At 57.3% G+C, this 16,205-nt stretch carries 18 protein-coding genes; 7 read left to right on the top strand and 11 right to left on the bottom strand.

What is annotated here, in order from left to right:
* Nucleotides 1-26: 26 nt before the first annotated feature.
* Nucleotides 27-2,111 carry a penicillin-binding protein 1C gene (gene pbpC / locus FHW16_RS03340; protein WP_182547726.1) on the top strand — a complete coding sequence of 695 codons (2,085 nt, stop codon included), beginning with the start codon at nucleotides 27-29 and terminating at the stop codon, nucleotides 2,109-2,111.
* A 50-nt stretch (nucleotides 2,112-2,161) separates the two neighbouring features.
* Here pbpC and FHW16_RS03335 read toward each other — a convergent pair whose 3' ends face one another.
* The 7 genes from FHW16_RS03335 to FHW16_RS03305 form a co-directional block, all read right to left on the bottom strand.
* Nucleotides 2,162-2,488, bottom strand: a complete 327-nt coding sequence (locus FHW16_RS03335; protein ID WP_182547725.1) for an RcnB family protein — start codon at nucleotides 2,486-2,488, stop codon at nucleotides 2,162-2,164.
* 199 nt (nucleotides 2,489-2,687) lie between these two features.
* Complete coding sequence (locus tag FHW16_RS03330) at nucleotides 2,688-3,944, bottom strand: D-amino acid dehydrogenase (protein WP_182547724.1); 1,257 nt, start codon at nucleotides 3,942-3,944, stop codon at nucleotides 2,688-2,690.
* 393 nt (nucleotides 3,945-4,337) lie between these two features.
* Entirely contained in the window at nucleotides 4,338-4,547 is a 210-nt protein-coding gene (locus tag FHW16_RS03325; protein WP_182547723.1) for a cold-shock protein, read from the bottom strand.
* 358 nt (nucleotides 4,548-4,905) lie between these two features.
* Complete coding sequence (locus tag FHW16_RS03320; protein WP_182547722.1) at nucleotides 4,906-5,178, bottom strand: hypothetical protein; 273 nt, start codon at nucleotides 5,176-5,178, stop codon at nucleotides 4,906-4,908.
* A 51-nt stretch (nucleotides 5,179-5,229) separates the two neighbouring features.
* Nucleotides 5,230-5,427, bottom strand: a complete 198-nt coding sequence (locus tag FHW16_RS03315) for a hypothetical protein (protein ID WP_112530306.1) — start codon at nucleotides 5,425-5,427, stop codon at nucleotides 5,230-5,232.
* Nucleotides 5,428-5,696: 269 nt separating this feature from the next.
* Nucleotides 5,697-5,837, bottom strand: a complete 141-nt coding sequence (locus FHW16_RS03310; protein WP_182547721.1) for a hypothetical protein — start codon at nucleotides 5,835-5,837, stop codon at nucleotides 5,697-5,699.
* 46 nt (nucleotides 5,838-5,883) lie between these two features.
* Complete coding sequence (locus FHW16_RS03305; protein ID WP_182547720.1) at nucleotides 5,884-6,150, bottom strand: hypothetical protein; 267 nt, start codon at nucleotides 6,148-6,150, stop codon at nucleotides 5,884-5,886.
* Nucleotides 6,151-6,497: 347 nt separating this feature from the next.
* Here FHW16_RS03305 and FHW16_RS03300 point away from each other — a divergent pair, with 347 nt between their 5' ends.
* The gene (locus FHW16_RS03300) at nucleotides 6,498-6,686 is read left to right on the top strand and encodes a hypothetical protein (protein ID WP_182547719.1); all 189 of its coding nucleotides are present in this window, start codon (nucleotides 6,498-6,500) and stop codon (nucleotides 6,684-6,686) included.
* Between the two features lie 47 nt (nucleotides 6,687-6,733).
* Here FHW16_RS03300 and FHW16_RS03295 read toward each other — a convergent pair whose 3' ends face one another.
* Nucleotides 6,734-7,663, bottom strand: a complete 930-nt coding sequence (locus tag FHW16_RS03295; RefSeq protein WP_182547718.1) for a LysR family transcriptional regulator — start codon at nucleotides 7,661-7,663, stop codon at nucleotides 6,734-6,736.
* Nucleotides 7,664-7,781: 118 nt separating this feature from the next.
* Between FHW16_RS03295 and FHW16_RS03290 the strand changes: the two genes are divergently transcribed.
* Nucleotides 7,782-8,381, top strand: coding sequence for an NAD(P)-binding domain-containing protein (locus FHW16_RS03290; RefSeq protein ID WP_182547717.1), 600 nt, complete (start codon nucleotides 7,782-7,784; stop codon nucleotides 8,379-8,381).
* Between the two features lie 41 nt (nucleotides 8,382-8,422).
* Here the strand turns inward: FHW16_RS03290 and FHW16_RS03285 are convergent, their stop codons facing one another.
* The gene (locus FHW16_RS03285) at nucleotides 8,423-9,154 is read right to left on the bottom strand and encodes a class I SAM-dependent methyltransferase (RefSeq protein ID WP_182547716.1); all 732 of its coding nucleotides are present in this window, start codon (nucleotides 9,152-9,154) and stop codon (nucleotides 8,423-8,425) included.
* 244 nt (nucleotides 9,155-9,398) lie between these two features.
* Here FHW16_RS03285 and FHW16_RS03280 point away from each other — a divergent pair, with 244 nt between their 5' ends.
* Nucleotides 9,399-10,865, top strand: a complete 1,467-nt coding sequence (locus FHW16_RS03280; protein ID WP_182547715.1) for a Ppx/GppA phosphatase family protein — start codon at nucleotides 9,399-9,401, stop codon at nucleotides 10,863-10,865.
* 20 nt (nucleotides 10,866-10,885) lie between these two features.
* Complete coding sequence (locus FHW16_RS03275; protein WP_182547714.1) at nucleotides 10,886-11,593, top strand: RlmE family RNA methyltransferase; 708 nt, start codon at nucleotides 10,886-10,888, stop codon at nucleotides 11,591-11,593.
* 16 nt (nucleotides 11,594-11,609) lie between these two features.
* Here FHW16_RS03275 and FHW16_RS03270 read toward each other — a convergent pair whose 3' ends face one another.
* Nucleotides 11,610-13,010 (bottom strand): MFS transporter, encoded by a 1,401-nt coding sequence (locus FHW16_RS03270; protein WP_182547713.1) that lies wholly within the window; start codon nucleotides 13,008-13,010, stop codon nucleotides 11,610-11,612.
* A gap of 247 nt (nucleotides 13,011-13,257) precedes the next feature.
* Between FHW16_RS03270 and FHW16_RS03265 the strand changes: the two genes are divergently transcribed.
* On the top strand, nucleotides 13,258-14,241 hold the full coding sequence (locus FHW16_RS03265; protein ID WP_182547712.1) for an MBL fold metallo-hydrolase: 984 nt from the start codon (nucleotides 13,258-13,260) through the stop codon (nucleotides 14,239-14,241).
* On the opposite strand, the gene FHW16_RS03260 is transcribed toward FHW16_RS03265, so the two are convergent.
* Nucleotides 14,226-15,593, bottom strand: a complete 1,368-nt coding sequence (locus FHW16_RS03260; RefSeq protein ID WP_182547711.1) for a chloride channel protein — start codon at nucleotides 15,591-15,593, stop codon at nucleotides 14,226-14,228. The two genes, FHW16_RS03265 and FHW16_RS03260, sit on opposite strands and share 16 nt — an antisense overlap.
* 132 nt (nucleotides 15,594-15,725) lie before the next feature.
* Between FHW16_RS03260 and FHW16_RS03255 the strand changes: the two genes are divergently transcribed.
* A complete protein-coding gene (locus tag FHW16_RS03255) occupies nucleotides 15,726-16,145 on the top strand; it encodes a lysozyme inhibitor LprI family protein (RefSeq protein WP_182547710.1) in 420 nt (139 codons plus the stop codon).
* Nucleotides 16,146-16,205: the final 60 nt, after the last annotated feature.

Genomic DNA, 16,205 nt, shown 5'->3' with positions numbered 1-16,205 from the left:
GCCTTGGCTCAAGGTTGGTTGATCCCATGATCACGTGGCGCACATTTTGTATCGGCATATCCGCCAATCTGGTGGTGGCGACGGCGCTGGCCTTCGGCCTCGACCTGGCTGACAGAAAGTTTCCGCCCCCCTTGGAAAAGGCACGGGAAGTCTCGCCTGAGGTCGTTGATGCCAGCGGCCAGCTGCTTCGCGCCTTTGCCACTTCGGAAGGGCGCTGGCGTTTGCAGACCACAGCGGCTGATGTCGATCCGCAATTTGTCCGCATGCTGGTGGCCTATGAGGATCAGCGTTTCTGGCAGCATCGCGGCGTTGACCCGCAAGCCTTGGCACGGGCAGCACTCCAACTGGTCAGCAATGGCCGCATTGTTTCCGGTGGTTCGACCCTGTCGATGCAGCTGGCGCGATTGATCGAACCGCGGGAAGGGCGTTCGCTCAGTGCGAAATTCGCCCAGTTGGTGCGCGCCCTGCAGATCGAGCGGCGGCTGACCAAGGCGCAAATTCTCGATCTCTATCTCACGCACGCGCCCTATGGCGGCAACCTTGAAGGTATCCGCGCTGCAAGTCTCGCCTATTTCGGCAAGGAGCCGCGCCGCCTGACGGTGGCGGAATCCGCCTTGCTCGTCGCGCTGCCGCAACTGCCGGAAAAGCGCCGGCCCGACCGTAATCTGGCCGCTGCCGAAACCGCGCGAGAGCGGGTGCTTGATCGAATGGCCGTTGCCAAAGTCGTGGGCGAGGGGGAAGCCGAACGGGCTGGGTTGATCCCGGTTCCCGCCCGCCGCCTGCAGCTTCCGGCCTATGCGGCGCATCTGGCGGAAGCCGCCTTGCGCAAGGAACCGCAGGTCAACCGGCACCAGACAACGTTGCGCCGCCCGATCCAGCAGGGTCTAGAGGCAGTTGCCAAGTCGGCGGCGGGCAAACTCGGACCCAAAGTATCCATTGCCATGGTCATGGCTGATGCGCGGACCGGAGAAATCGTTGGTGAAGTGGGCTCTGCCGATTATTTCGATGCCAGCCGCTCCGGCTGGATCGACATGACGAGGGTGATGCGTTCGCCCGGATCAACTTTGAAGCCGTTCATCTACGGTCTGGCCTTCGAGGACGGGCTTGTCTCGCAGGAGACAATCATTGAGGACCGTCCTGCCGACTTCTTCGGGTATCGTCCGCGCAATTTCGATATGAGCTATCAGGGCGATGTCAGCATAAGGCAGGCGCTGCAACTGTCGCTGAACGTACCTGCCGTCCGCCTGCTTGATGCGGTTGGCCCGACGCGGTTGATGGTCCGGTTCCGCAGGGCAGAGGTGAGGCCTGTGCTTCCAGCCAATGAAGCGCCGGGGCTCGCCATCGGTCTTGGCGGTGTTGGCATTACGTTGAAAGATCTGGTGCAGCTCTATGCGGCTCTGGCCAATCGCGGCAGGCCGGTGCTGCTGGGGGATGGTATTCAGGGTAAACCACAACCTATCGAAGCGGAACCATTGCTCGAGCCGGTGGCCGCGTGGCACGTCGCTGATATCCTGTCCGGTGTCATGCCGCCGCTCGGTGCCGCACAACGCGGCATCGCCTACAAGACGGGCACCAGCTACGGTTATCGTGATGCATGGTCCGTAGGTTTCGACGGCAGCTACGTGCTGGGTGTCTGGGTTGGTCGCCCGGATAACGGCGCTGTGCCTGGCATAACGGGTTTTGGCACAGCGGCGCCGATCCTGTTCGAGGGGTTCGTCAAGTCAGGTGTCCCCGTTACGCCGCTGCCGAGAGCGCCGGGCGGAGCCGTGCGCATCGCGCAGGCGCAATTGCCGATCAGCCAGCGCCGGTTCACCCGGACATCAAACGGGCTTCTGGCCTCAACGACACGTGAACCAGCACCGCAGATCATCTATCCGCCAGAGGGTGCGCGTGTTGAACTTGGTGCGAAAGCAGGTGGTGCTCTCTCGCCTCTGGCGCTGAAACTGCAGGGAGGCCGTGCGCCCTTTCGCTGGCTGGCCAATGGTAAGCCATTGCCGGAAACATCGCGCCGCCGCGACAATCAGTGGGTGCCGGATGGTGGTGGCTATTCGACGCTGACCGTTATCGATTCAGCAGGACGTGCCGCAAGCGTCCGGGTCTTCGTGGATTAACAACAGAAACGACACCCGGAGGTGCCGCTTCTGCTGCGATTGACGGTCGTTTACCGGCCTTGAATCAACGATGCGATGATGCCCGACGCGATGCTGACCATGACATAGTCATTGTTGACCCGAACCCAATGATAGCCGCGTGGCGGTGTCTTCAGGTGATAGCGATGATAGTCGCGCACCACATTGCGGCGGTAATTGCTGGGCAGCTTGTTGCCACGCACCCAACGGGTTTTCTTCACGACGGTGCGTTCGTTGACGATCCGCTTCTTGACCATCCGGTCCTGCTGCTGGTGACCATAGCCGTTTTGCTGCTGGGCAAAGGCTGCAGGTGTTGCGATCAGGGAAATGGCAAGGGCTGCCAAGGCGATCTTTTTCATGTTGTTTCCTCGTTCATTGCAGGGGTTTTAATGAAACACCATGCTGTTTTACGAGGGGCGACATGAATGAAAACTGAACACTAACCTAAACAATTTGTAATGTTTTAAATGGGTTAGCGCTATCACGGATCTGCCGTAGATTTTGCCTTCTGCCCCAAGCGCAAGAGTTGCAGGCAGAAGGCAGATCGTTGCCGGTCTCTTACGCGTAACGGCTGATGCCGAGTTCCGATGCGTCAACATCGGGCGTTTTCCCGGAAATGATGTCGGCCAGCACTCGGCCGGAACCGCAGGACATGGTCCAGCCGAGCGTGCCGTGACCGGTGTTGAGATAAAGGTTCTGGTATTTGGTGCCGCCGCCAATAATGGGCGGACCGTCCGGTGTCATCGGCCGTAGGCCGGACCAGAAGGTTGCCTTCGACAGGTCACCGCCGCCGGGGAAGAGATCGCCGACAGAATGCTGCAATGTGGCTTTGCGGGCATCGCGCAAGGTCAGGTCATAGCCGGAGATTTCAGCGGTGCCGCCCACACGGATGCGGTCGCCAAGCCGTGTGATCGCAACCTTGTAGGTCTCATCCATAACGGTGGATTCCGGCGCGCATTGTGCATCGGCGATGGGCACGGTAATGGAATAGCCCTTGATGGGGTAAACCGGCACTGGCACGCCGATATGGCGCAAGAGAAACGGCGAGTAACTGCCAAATGCGACCACATAGGCATCCGCCGTCAACTCTTCGGTCTCTGTAGATACGCTCGCAATGCGGTTGCTGCTGGTGTTGATCGAGGTGATCGTAGTGTTGAAGCGGAACGTCACGCCCTTTTCTGCCGCAAGGGCCGCCAGTTTCTCCGTGAATATCTTGCAATCGCCGGTTTCATCTCCGGGAAGACGCAGACCGCCGACAAATTTCTCACGTACATTGGCGAGCGCCGGTTCGGCGGCGATGCAGCCCGCAGGATCGAGAAGCTCATAGGGCACGCCGAATTGCTTCAACACCTCGATATCGCCCGCGGTGCCGTCATACTGGCTTTGCTTGCGGAAGAGCTGCAACGTGCCCTGACTGCGTTCATCATAGGCGATTCCGGTCTCGGCCCGCAAATCACGGAGCGAGTCACGGCTGTATTCAGCGATGGGGACCATGCGGATCTTGTTGCGGGCATAGCGTGCCGATGTACAATTGCGCAGCATACGCATCAACCAAAGAGCCATATAGGGATCGAACTTCGGCCGCACGACGAGCGGCCCGAAATGCATCAGCATCCATTTGATGGCTTTGACGGGAACCCCAGGACCTGCCCATGGCGATGAATAGCCGGGCGAGATTTCACCGGCATTGGCAAAGCTTGTCTCCAGAGCCGGGCCAGGTTGCCGGTCGACAACCACCACCTCGTGACCAGCCTGGGCCAGATACCAGGCTGACGTGACGCCAACGACGCCACTTCCAAGGACGAGAACTTTCATGGCCGCAAGGCTCCTTCAAACAATACGAGATAGGCCAGCTGGATTCCCAATACTGGCGCAAGAGTGACTCGCACTGTGGGATGCCACAAAAATTCTTTCCAGAGGTTTCTTGGAGAATGCGCTGAAATGTCTTGGAAGAATGCATGATTGCCAAATCTTGGAGATTGGCAGCGGTGGCTTTTGGTTGCGGCGTGGCAGGCAAATAGCGAGCGCTCTGCAACTGCCTTGCATCTCTGGTTCGGTCACGTCCGGAGAGAAAGCGAAAGTTCGTGCAGATGGGTGATCGAAGTTGTCGAAAGGCAAAATAAAAGGCCGGGAAAACCCGACCTTCTCAAATTCATCTCTGCAGTCAGTGCCAGTACATCCGTGGTCAAAGACGCGAAGACGAATTATTTAGCCAGCCTGAAGCTGGTCAGCAGTCATCTTGCCGGACTTGTTGTCACGGACCAACTCGAAGTTGATCTTCTGACCGTCATTGAGGCTGCGCATACCAGCGCGCTCAACTGCGGAGATGTGAACGAACACATCTGCCGAACCATCGTCTGGCTGAATGAAGCCGAAGCCTTTTGTGGAGTTAAACCACTTTACTGTTCCAGTGCTCATAATGAACCCTTTCAAGGAATATGTTTTGGTCACCTACCGGGCGACGCCCGATAGTTTTAGCTCGATTTTTGAAGAAGGATCGTTGAGAGCGCTATGGCGCAATAAAACTAAAAACAAACTACCAAATACCGATGGGCTATACATAGGGCCTGAAGGTCATCCCGTCAATGCTGCGCTCGAAAAAATAATTTAATTATAAAAACTTAGCATGATTCAACTGCTATATTTGGCGTTTTCATCGAGCAATATTTAAGGGATGCCGGGGACCATGCATCATGCGCAAGTGTTCCTCAGTTCCAATAAATTGAACCGCCCGCAGCTGGCGGGCTGCGTTAAGGCAGGTATGGATAACTGTAAGCTATTTACCCTTGGTTGCGAGCGTCACCTTTGCCTTCGCTTTGGTTTTCGCAGGCTTCTTGGCCGGTTTCAACGCGCTTTCCGCCTCTTCTTCCGCTTCCTTGGCCAGACGCAGGGCCTTCAGGCGGGCGGTCTTGTTTTCCCACTTCGCGGTCTCATCATTGATGATGGCGGAAGCGGCAGCGGTTGTGGCCAGGCTTTTCTGTTCCGAAGGACTGAGAACCCGCTTCGGGCGGACACCAACTTCAGGCATTTGTTTTGGACTGTGTTTCATCGTGTCTCGCATTTTTTGAGCCACAATCATCGCACGCGGCGCTCCACAAGTCTATCGTGCATTCCGATTCTGTCCGGGTGTCCAGCCCCGTGCGAAGCCATAGGACATGGCCAGGGAGGCGTATTCGATTTCCCGCAAGAGGAACTCACGTTCGGCGAGAAGTGCTGCAATTGTCGCCCGTGTGTCGCCCTGATGATAAGCCAATGCTTCGTCGATTTCGTCTTCTGGTTGTTTCAATATCGCGTTCATCGGAATCTCCTTCTGAACCAAGAGTGCCATAAGCCGAGCCGCTTGAAAAGGAATTTGTTCCTGTTTTGTTCTAATTTTGCACTTGACGGTTGTTTGGGGTTGGTGCTGGCAAAGCTTGGATAAGCTAGGGCACGTGGTCTCGCTTCGTTGTGTTGATAATGGTTGAAGCCAATCATGACGGAGGAACGTCATATCCAAAAAGCAGTGCGGCGTGATCTCGAGGATCACGCCGCACCTGAACATTCGAATGCTGGGGTACGGACATGCCCTTAGGTTTTGGGTTTGCCCTTGCCGATCACTTCTGTCTGTTTGCCAATGGAACTTGCAAACGGAACAGCGGCTTTTACCTCAACCTTGTCCTTCTTGGGTTTGCGCACTTCGCGGTTGCTGCGCTGTTGACCTTTAGCCATGGTGGTTCTCCTTGAGGTTTTGGTGGGGAATCGGGGCGAAAGAGGATTATTCTGGCCGGGACTGATCCTCGAGAAGCGCGGCTTCCAGATCAAAGTGATCGATCGGAAAAACCTGCCGGGTGCTGAACTTTGATGACCGGGCCGGAACATGGATGAACGTGGCTACACGGCGGTAGGCGGCCCGGGACAGCCCGTCGATCAGTTCTTCATCCTGATCCACATCGTAGTCACCGGCGGGCAATGTCTTGTCCACACCTTTCAACGCGAATGGTGCGTTGAAATGGACGATGGAATGTGTCGTACGCGTGAACATGCCAACCCTCCTTTGGAAGTGGCAAGCAGCGGAAGCTGGCCTGCTGTGTTCTCATCCCGGCGGATGCCGGAGATCAGTCGTCGTGCAACGTTGAAAAACCCGTCGCCACTTTGGAATGAGATTGGCGGGTCGAGAACCTCTGACGCCGCGAAGAGCCAAATCTGAAACGAGGATATCCAAAAGGCGATGGCAAAACAATCGCCATGATTTGCGGTTTAATTGCGGCTCTCTATCTACCGCAGCGGAACAGTGATAGTGTCGTCCCACTTGCCAAAATGCTGCACTTCCTTCCGCTGGGCCATCGGTCCGCTGCGGCCCTATGGCATTTCCGTTGGAGGAGAAAAATCATGATGATGCAACGAGCTTTGAGCTTCCTGAAAGGGATGAAGATGCCGGTTACCCAAGCACCGGTTGCCAGTGCAAAACCGGCCAAACCCATCCCTTTGGTCAAGAACAAGATGCGGCGGGACGTTCCTGATAGCGACGGCAAAATCCGGCGCCAGAAACACATGGTCGAGAGCAACCGCCTGATCTGAAGACAGGAGTGGCGCTGCCGCCTGATGGCGCCGTTCTCCAGATCGCATTATCCCAAGACACCCGCAAAACTTTTCGTCAGCCGCCCTTGCCGGAATGCTTCGGCGATAAAATCAACGAATACCCGCGTTTTTGCTGGCAGCAATCGGCGGCTGGCATAATAGATCGACACGGCTCCGGCATCGGCATACCAGTCTGGCAAAAGGCGAATGAGTTTGCCGCTTTCCAAAAGGGGCAGGGCAACGGGTGCCGAAAGAATGCTAACGCCCAGACCGAGCAAAGCCGCCTGAAGCATGGCCGCCGGATCGTTGACGACAATCCTTTCTCTGATATGCGCCGGCATTTCCACTCCGGCACTGTTGAGCATCATGCGCACGGGGATGCGTCCGGTGCGCTGCTGGCGCAGGACAATGCCGTCCATAGTGGCAAGCCCTGCCGGATCTGCCGGAAATGCGCGTCCCTGCATATAGACAGGAGAGGCAACGGCAACGAGATGAAGGGTTGCAAGCGAGCGCGACACCACTCCGGGCAGGAGCTCGAAACCGCCGCCGATGGCCGCGTCGAAACCTTCCGCAATCAGGTCAACCTGCCGGTTTTCAAAGTGCCATTCCGGCCGGATCAACGGAAAACGTTCAAGGAAATCTGGAAGCAGCGGCATGACAAATCCAATGCCGAGCGTCGGGCTCATGCTGACCTTGAGCACCCCGGCCGGCTCGTCGCGATGGGCTGCAACGTTAGCAATCGCCGCCTGCAGATCATCGAGATTTGTGCGGATCGCCTGAAGGAAACGCTCGCCTTCCTCCGTCAGCGTCAGATTACGTGTGCTGCGATGAAACAGCCGCACGCCAAGATTGCGTTCGAGTATGGCCACATTCCGGCTGACCGCCGCGGGTGTCAGCATCAGGCGCCGTGCCGCTGCGGAAAAGCCGCCGGTTTCCGCGCTGCGTACAAACGACTCCAGATTGGTCAAGGTTTCCATATCCATACCTTCAACTGATACTTGAAAATATTTAAAGTCATTACCCGCTTATCGTCAATGAATGGATGGCCCATTTTCAGATCATGCAATTCCATGCATTCACAAAAGGAATAAGATCATGAGCATTGGTATTATCGGATCTGGACTGATCGGCTCGGCTTTTGCACGAGCACTGGCCCGCAAGGGGGTTGAAGCAACCATTTCCAACAGTCGCGGGCCAGATTCGTTGAAGGAATTGGTGGCTGAGCTTGGACCATCCATCAAGGCGGGCACAGTGCAACAGGCCGCGAATGCGGATATTGTTTTGATAGCCGTCAACTGGACGAAACTGCCGCAGGCACTGGCCGGTCTGCCCACCTGGAACGGCCGCATCGTGATTGACGCCAACAACGCAATCGAGGCTCCGGAATTCAAGCCTTTCGATCTCAAGGGACGTTTGTCGGGCGAAGTTGTCGGGGATCTTGTACCCGGTGCAAAACTTGTGAAAGCGCTCAATCATTTGCCGGCGGCTTTGCTTGCCGGTGATCCGGAGGCGGAAGGGGGCCATCGTGTCCTGTTCTATTCGGGCGATGACGCGGATGCCAAGGTAAAAGTCGGTGCCCTGTTTGAAAAACTTGGCTTCTTCGCCCTTGATCTTGGCAATCTGGCGGCCGGTCAGAAGATGGCGGGTTTCCCCGGCGGTCCGCTCGTTATTCACAATTTTGTCAAGTTCGGTTGATCGCAGCGAAAAGGCCTGTCTCATGGACAGGCCTTTGGAAACTATGCGGCCAACGGACGGGCTTTGAACCAGAGGAACAGCGGAATACGTGACCATTGCTGTAAAGTTGTCTGTAGTTCCGCATCCGGCTGGGGCTCAAGCAATGAGGTGATGGCAAGTCCGGCGGCTTCCAGCGCAGCCATATAATCCTGCAGCGGTTGTGACCACCCGGCAAAATCCATCTTCAGGCCATCGCGTTCCTCGCTGCCTTCGAAGCGTTCGCGGCCGTAATACGTGCCTGAGACGACAAACGGTGCGTCAGGGGTATCGTCTGTGAAGCTGCCGCGATCCCGGAATGGATGAACCAGTGAGACCAGCAAGGTACCGCCAGGGCGCATGACCCTCCGCATTTCCCTGACGCTTCGGGGAACGTCTTCGACGTCCATCAACACATTGTAGGCAACGACCAGATCGAATGTACCGTCCTCGAAACTCAGCGATGTGGCATCCGAAACGGCATATTCGTCGGCCGAGTCCGCTTGTCTGGCCGCTTCCACCATTTCAGCAACGGTGTCGGTTGCGGTGACGTAATATCCAAGCGTCTTGAGATCGCGTGAAACACGGCCTTCACCGCAGCCGACATCGAGAGCTTTGCCTGTTCCTTTGCCGATAAACGCGACGAGCGAATTCCGGTAGGACCAATAGGCGTCATGTTGCGGCGAACGCGCCCAGGCAATCCATTGCCTGGCAACGCGGGCCCAGTGTTCGCGGTCTGGGGGACTATCATTTTGCATGGGGACAAGCCTCTATCGGGGACAGGGCGGTCATCCATAATCTGCCGCTTTTCCGATGTCCAGTTTTGACCGGGCACCATCATCGAAATCTGAAAAACGGCGTTGCCAACACCTTGTCGTGGCCGCCTAATTTCCTTCAGGCACTTTTATATTCGGCAAATGATGTTACATTGTCCCCAACGTTAATGAACAAGCGCCTTGCCTGCGTCCTCCAGAGGTTCGCGCGGCGCCGAAGGATAAGATTTTGAAAGACCCCGAATCGGACGCCCGCAAAGCGTCGAATGAAGGGGCGTCTGGCGGTCATCCGGTGTCAAATAGCACCGCAGGTCCCGCCAAGAACGGACCCGGGCCACATGCGGATTCTGCGCGTCAATCGCAGGAGAGCCAGCCTGATTCCCAAGAAGGACGCTTCGACAAGAACCCCAAGAAACGCGCGCGCCGCCGTCGGCGTGGCAAGTCGAAACACGGCGCTGTTTCGACTGCGAACACCGTTGTCACCACGACGCCTGCTGATCCAGCGGCAGAAGCCGGCACGCCTGCATTAGCCAAGACAGGCAAGAAACGCCGCCCGAACCGCCACAGGCGCCGGGGCCGTTCCGGCGCAAAGCAGCAGGAAGCCATTGTCGCCGCGACCGTGGAACAGAGCGGCCCGATAAAATCTCCGGAGCCTGCCGATACCGCGCGGCGTGAGCCGAAATATGCGGGGGCTCCGCTCTATGCTGCCTTGGATCTCGGCACAAACAACTGCCGTCTCCTTGTCGCAACACCCACGCGGCCGGGTCAATTCCGCGTCATTGATGCGTTTTCGCGTATTGTTCGTCTCGGCGAGGGACTTGGCGCAACCGGGCGCCTGAGCCCGAATGCCATGAGCCGCGCGATCGAAGCGTTGAAGATTTGCCGCGACAAGCTGGAAAATCACGATGTGCGACGGGCCCGGCTCATTGCGACCGAGGCCTGCCGTCAGGCGGAAAACGGCGCGGAGTTTCTCGATCAGGTCAAACACGAGACCGGCCTTGATCTGGAAATCATCAACCGTCAGACAGAAGCGCGCCTCGCCGTTTCCGGCTGCGGCACGCTGGTCGAGCGGGAAACCGATGCGGTTGTCCTGTTCGATATTGGCGGCGGTTCCTCCGAGATTGCCTTGATTGACGTATCGGAGCGCCGCTCGCCGCGTCTGGCCGAGCATATCATCGCATGGACGTCGCTGCCTGTCGGTGTTGTTACGCTGGCCGAACGTTTTGGCGGCCGTGATGTGACGACCGACAATTTTGCCGTCATGGTCAATCATGTGGCGGAACTCCTCAATGATTTCTCCGAACGGCATAAGCTCGGTGATCTCGTCAACAGCCAGAATTTTCACCTGCTCGGTACCTCTGGTACAGTAACGACGCTTGCTGGCATCCATCTTGGTCTGGACCGCTATGACCGGCGCCGCATCGATGGTATCTGGATGCAGAATGATGACGTGACCGAGATGACGAGCAAGCTCCTGTCGTGGAGTTTTGACGAGCGGGTTGCCAATCCCTGCATCGGTGCAGACCGGGCTGATCTTGTTCTCGCGGGCTGCGCCATTCTGGATGCAATCCGCAATGTCTGGCCCAGCCAGAAACTGCGTGTGGCCGATCGCGGTCTGCGTGAAGGTATTTTGACTGAACTCATGTCGCGCGATGGCGCGTGGCGCAATCGGTGGTTTCGCGCCAATGTCGCGTAAAAGAGGGGCGTAAATTCCCAATGGCTAAGACAACAACGGGCGGGCGCGGTGGCACAGGTACGCGCGGCCTTCATACCAAAATCAAGAAGAAGGCCGGCACGATCAAGGAATCATCGCGCCGCTGGCTGGAACGTCATATCAACGATCCCTATGTGCAGCGGTCGAAGGCCGACGGCTATCGTTCCCGCGCGGCCTACAAACTGATCGAAATCGATGACCGTTACAAGATCCTGAAAAAGGGTCAGCGCATCATCGATCTGGGTGCCGCTCCCGGTGGCTGGAGCCAGATTGCAGCCGGGATTGTTGGCTCTCCCGAGGATGCGCCGACGGTTGTCGGTATCGATTATCTCCACATCCCCCCCTTGCCCGGCGTGACGCTGCTCGAAATGGATTTCCTCGACGATGCGGCGCCCGACAAATTGATCGAAGCACTGGGCGGGCAGCCGGATATCGTATTGTCGGATATGGCAGCTCCAACCACAGGCCACCGCCGCACTGACCACATCCGTACAACGCATCTGTGCGAAGTGGCGGCTGATTTCGCCGTTTCCGTGTTGCGTCCGGGTGGTCACTTCCTGACCAAGACCTTTCAGGGCGGCACGGAAAATGAAGTGCTGACATTGCTCAAGCAGCATTTCAAATCCGTGCACCACGTCAAGCCACCGGCATCGCGTGCCGAGTCTGTGGAACTCTATCTGCTTGCCCGTGATTTCAAGGGCAGGTCGTAGAGCATCGGGCGGTAATCTATTCCGCAGGGGCGGGTTTTGCACTCGGGTAGTGACCGGATACTTCGGCCCCTGCATCAGGCTTCAGGCCGACGAATGAGAAGAACGCCAGCGACGATATAGCGGCAACCATGAAGAATGCCGTCTGGAAATCCGAGAGCTGCAATGGCCCACCATGCATGCTGGTGGACACTTCCAGAATGCCGCCTGCCACCGCAACGCCGAGTGCAATCGATATCTGCTGGGCGACCGAGGCGATGGGGGTGGCGAGGCTGGTCTGCTCATTCGGCACTTCCGCATAGCCAAGTGCATTGGTGCCGGTGAAGAACAGCGAGCGGAAGAAACCCGCAACAAGCAGCAGGCCAAGAATGAGAGCGGTCGGTGTTTCCGGCGTGAAGAAACCATTCATGGCAATAAAGGTTGCAGCAACCAGTGACCCATACATCAGTGCATTGCGAAAACCCGTCTTGCGGAAGAACCATTTGGTCACGAATTTCATGCCTATCGCACCTGCCGCCGATATGAAGGTCATGAGGCCGGATTGGAACGGCGTCATGCCGAAGCCGATCTGAAACATCAGCGGCAGTAGGAAAGGCGTTGCGCCGACGCCGATCCGGAACAGGCTGCCCCCGACAATCGAAGCACGGAAAACCTGATTCTTGAAAAGGTCGAGCGCAAGCAGTGGTTCCGGCGTGCGTTTGGCATGGATAAGATAAAGTGCCGTCGAGACGATGCCGACGCCGAGCGTCGAGAACCCAACCCATGAGGGCAGGGCCGGCAGGCTGACAACGGAGAGCCCGAACACAACACCTGATGCAGCAATGCCGCTGAGGAAAAAGCCGGCCACGTCGAGTTTACGCTGGATCAGGGTTTCCACGTCAGGCAGATAGCGCGTGGCAAACCAGATGCCGGCAATACCGATGGGAACGTTGATCAGGAAAATCCAGTGCCAGGTGAAATAGGTGGTGAGAAATCCGCCGATGGGTGGTCCAACCAGCGGACCGACCAATGCCGGTACGGTCAGCCAGGCCATGGCGCCGACGAGTTCACTGCGCGGTGTGGAGCGGACCAGAACAAGTCTTCCGACAGGTGTCATCATGGCGCCGCCAATGCCCTGCATGAAGCGTGACACGACGAATGCCAGCAGTGAGTTGGATGCTGCACAGGCAATCGAACCAAGTACGAATACGATGATGGCCGCGCGAAACACATTCTTGGCGCCAAAACGATCGGCCATCCAGCCGCTGACAGGGATGAACACGGCCAGCGAGACGAGATAGGCCGTCAGTGCAAGTTTGAGCGCAATGGGGCTTGTACCGATATCCGCGGCAATGGCGGGCAGGGACGTGGATATGACGGTCGAGTCCATCTGTTCCATGAACAGGGCGACAGCGAGCACGAGCGGAACAATGCGATTCACAATGAATTCCAGTTCTCAACAAAGAGCTTCGTCAGCAATCGGGGTCCGTCGCGGGACTCACACTCAAAAATAACCCTTGCTGGCGCTGCGATAGCACCAGTGTGACGGGTGCTCAAGCACCGATCAATCAGATGTGATCCAGCGCCATGAGATTTTCCGCTATGCAAAACGGAGCAGTTCGGCAGCCCCGCGTTGCGCGAGCCAAATCTCAACCGCAGACCCAAGACTGCCCGAAGGAGATGATGTCATGACCTCATACGAGATTTCCCGCCGCGATTTGTTTCTGGCGTCAAGTGCCATAGCCGGCGGCCTTGCCATGTCGCAGGTCATATCCGAACCTGCCTCCGCTGCCGTTCCGCTTTCAAACGTCAAGTCGCCGGGCTTCAAGCGCTTCAAACTGGGTGAATTTGAAATCACCACACTCCTCGATGGTCTGCGTGTCTCCGATGGGCCATTCCCGACGTTTGGTGCTGATCAGTCCCAGGAGAAAGTGGGCGAACTGATGCGTGCCAACTTTCTGCCCGAAACAACACTCGTCAATGGTTTTGCGCCGGTGCTGATCAATACCGGTGCTGAACTGATCCTGTTCGACACGGGTTTTGGTGTCGCAGGGCGCGACAACGGCTTCGGCCAGCTGGAAGCCAATCTGAAAGCGGCAGGTTACACGCCCGATCAGGTGAGTGTTGTTGTCACCACACATATGCACGGTGACCATATCGGTGGTCTGATGAACGGCGACACGCCAGGTTTCGCCAATGCGCGCTATATCGCCGGGCAAATCGAATATGATTTCTGGACCGATCCGGCGCGGGCGGGTACGCCTGCTGAAGCGGGTGCCAAGGGCGTTGCAGCCAAGGTAAAACCGCTAGCGGAAAAGACCACCTTCATCAAGGCTGGGGATGCCATTGTATCCGGTATCACCAGTGAGGCAGCCTACGGCCACACGCCCGGCCATATGATTTTCCATGTGGAATCCGCTGGCAAGCGCGTGGTGCTGACCGCCGATACCGCCAATCATTACGTCGCATCCCTGCAGCATCCCGAATGGGAGGTGGCTTTTGACACGGACCGGGCCAAAGGCATCGAGACGCGCAAGCGGGTACTCGATATGATCGCCACCGACCGGGTGCCATTTATCGGCTACCACATGCCGTTCCCATCAGCTGGTTATCTCGAGCGGCTTGGAAGCGGCTATCGCTTCGTGCCGGTTACCTATCAGTTCGACGTCTGATTCTGTTCCGGCGTTGCTGATGCGGCTTCGGCGCGCTTGCGCCGGATCGCATCGGCAATGAACACCCGAGAAAGTGCATGATAGAGCGGTTCATGCGAAATGATGCGTGCCGTTCCGTAACCGAGCATGGATGTGCACATCAGGGCAATGACGCTGTCATGACTTCCGGTCATTTCCAGAATGATGACGAAAGCCGTCATCGGCGCTTGCACCACACCGGCGAAGTAGCCAGCCATGCCGAGCACAGCCGCGAGGCCGATATTGCTGCCGGTCAGCAAACCGACTGTGCTGCCGAAACTCGCGCCGACGGACAGCGAGGGCGCAAAAATACCGCCGGGAATGCCGGAGACCATGGAAAGAAAGCTGGCGAGCAACTTCTCCAGAAAGAAGTACCAGGGCAGGGCATGACCTTCCACAGCGCCGCGTGCCTGCTCATAACCCGTGCCGAAGGTTGTACCACCTGAGGCAACACCGATCAGCGCCACGGCAAAACCGCACACCGCAGCTAGCAGCAAGCTACGGCGAAATGGATCGGGGGCTGTCCAGCGCTTGATCCTGCGCAATGCCTTGATGGCACCGGCACTGAAAAAGGCACCGAACGCGCCGCCGCCAATGCCGCACAGAATAACCAGCAGCCAGTCGGAAAAGCCCGTGGCTGCTGCCGCCGATGCGCCGAAATACGTGTAATTGCCGACAAGCCCGATTGCCGCGAGGCCGGAGAGGATCACGGCGGTAAGAACAAGGCCGTTGGTACGTGCTTCGTAAGAGCGGCCCATTTCTTCGATGGCAAAGACAATGCCGGCAAGCGGTGTATTGAACGCTGCGGCAATACCAGCGGCAGAACCTGCAAGAATAAGCCCGCGCGCCTGCGCCATGCCGCCCCAGCGCGCCACCTGCAGCATCAACGATGCACCGACCTGAACGGTTGGGCCCTCGCGGCCAATGGAGGCCCCTGAAAACAACCCTACAATGGTCAGGAGGATTTTGCCAAAAACCATACGCAGGGAAAGCAGCCTGACACGATCCTCGTGATCGTTGAGATGACGGGCCGCGATGGCTTGCGGAATGCCGCTTCCTTGCGCATTGGGGAAGAAGCTGAAGGCCATATAGGCACAGAAGACAAAGCCCAGGGGGGTAATGATCAACGGCAGGAGTGTGGTCCAGTCGCTTGTTCCGATAATGCCATGAAACGATTCCTGGGCAACATCAGCCAGCTTGGCGAAGAGGACACTGACGACACCGATGGCGAGTGCACCTGCCCAGAAAACAAGGCGCGGCCGCCAGACACGGGTATTTCCCCACATGGCGCGCGACCGGCGCAGGAAGGAAACTTTTCTATAAATCGGACGCATGGCAATTCCTGTTATCGGCAACGGATTGATCACTCATGCTGCCAATATGCGGGAAAAAGACGAAGCAGTCCCTGTAATTCGCCCTTTTCTTGCCAAGATGCACAGGGCATTTTGCCACCCAAGGAGGACGTCATGAAACGATTCTTTGTTCTGCTTTGTGTCTCGATATCCCTCGGAGGCATGTCATCTGCAATTGCAGCCTCATCGGAAGAAAAGGTCGATCCGATCGACAAGGCCGCAACGGAATGTCTGAACAGCCCGACAGGACAGACGACCTCGGGAATGGTTGATTGCTCGCACAAGGCTTTCCTTGCCTATGACAAGCAGTTGAACGATGTCTACAAGAAGGTGCTGGCATCGGTAGATCCGGAATCCGCCAAGCAGATCCGCGATGCCCAGCGCAAATGGGTGGCGTGGCGCGAGGCCCAGATCAAGGCGGACAACGGCCCATGGCGCGCCGACCGGGGCACGATTGCCAGCATGGATATAGAGGCGCTGAACGTTGACGCGGTGCGCGCTCGCATCAAGGAACTTCAATATTATGCGCCGTGAAGGTGGTTTCTACCACTGATAGCGTGCAGATCACGCAGGACTGATTGCGGATAAATACGT

The sequence above is a fragment of the Phyllobacterium myrsinacearum genome (assembly GCF_014138285.1).
Lineage (GTDB): Bacteria > Pseudomonadota > Alphaproteobacteria > Rhizobiales > Rhizobiaceae > Phyllobacterium > Phyllobacterium myrsinacearum_A.
Note: the sequence above shows the minus strand (reverse complement) of the source record. Positions and strands in the feature narration are given on the sequence as shown.

Excerpts from the sequence above, each read along its gene's own strand:
- FHW16_RS03315 (WP_112530306.1), bottom strand. The coding sequence starts at position 5,427 with ATGAACGCGATATTGAAACAACCAGAAGACGAAATCGACGAAGCATTG.
- FHW16_RS03335 (WP_182547725.1), bottom strand. The coding sequence starts at position 2,488 with ATGAAAAAGATCGCCTTGGCAGCCCTTGCCATTTCCCTGATCGCAACA.
- FHW16_RS03330 (WP_182547724.1), bottom strand. The coding sequence starts at position 3,944 with ATGAAAGTTCTCGTCCTTGGAAGTGGCGTCGTTGGCGTCACGTCAGCC.
- FHW16_RS03300 (WP_182547719.1), top strand. The coding sequence starts at position 6,498 with ATGATGATGCAACGAGCTTTGAGCTTCCTGAAAGGGATGAAGATGCCG.
- FHW16_RS03275 (WP_182547714.1), top strand. The coding sequence starts at position 10,886 with ATGGCTAAGACAACAACGGGCGGGCGCGGTGGCACAGGTACGCGCGGC.
- FHW16_RS03295 (WP_182547718.1), bottom strand. The coding sequence starts at position 7,663 with ATGGAAACCTTGACCAATCTGGAGTCGTTTGTACGCAGCGCGGAAACC.
- FHW16_RS03290 (WP_182547717.1), top strand. The coding sequence starts at position 7,782 with ATGAGCATTGGTATTATCGGATCTGGACTGATCGGCTCGGCTTTTGCA.
- FHW16_RS03265 (WP_182547712.1), top strand. The coding sequence starts at position 13,258 with ATGACCTCATACGAGATTTCCCGCCGCGATTTGTTTCTGGCGTCAAGT.
- FHW16_RS03320 (WP_182547722.1), bottom strand. The coding sequence starts at position 5,178 with ATGAAACACAGTCCAAAACAAATGCCTGAAGTTGGTGTCCGCCCGAAG.
- FHW16_RS03260 (WP_182547711.1), bottom strand. The coding sequence starts at position 15,593 with ATGCGTCCGATTTATAGAAAAGTTTCCTTCCTGCGCCGGTCGCGCGCC.
- FHW16_RS03285 (WP_182547716.1), bottom strand. The coding sequence starts at position 9,154 with ATGCAAAATGATAGTCCCCCAGACCGCGAACACTGGGCCCGCGTTGCC.
- FHW16_RS03305 (WP_182547720.1), bottom strand. The coding sequence starts at position 6,150 with ATGTTCACGCGTACGACACATTCCATCGTCCATTTCAACGCACCATTC.
- pbpC (WP_182547726.1), top strand. The coding sequence starts at position 27 with ATGATCACGTGGCGCACATTTTGTATCGGCATATCCGCCAATCTGGTG.
- FHW16_RS03255 (WP_182547710.1), top strand. The coding sequence starts at position 15,726 with ATGAAACGATTCTTTGTTCTGCTTTGTGTCTCGATATCCCTCGGAGGC.
- FHW16_RS03325 (WP_182547723.1), bottom strand. The coding sequence starts at position 4,547 with ATGAGCACTGGAACAGTAAAGTGGTTTAACTCCACAAAAGGCTTCGGC.
- FHW16_RS03310 (WP_182547721.1), bottom strand. The coding sequence starts at position 5,837 with ATGGCTAAAGGTCAACAGCGCAGCAACCGCGAAGTGCGCAAACCCAAG.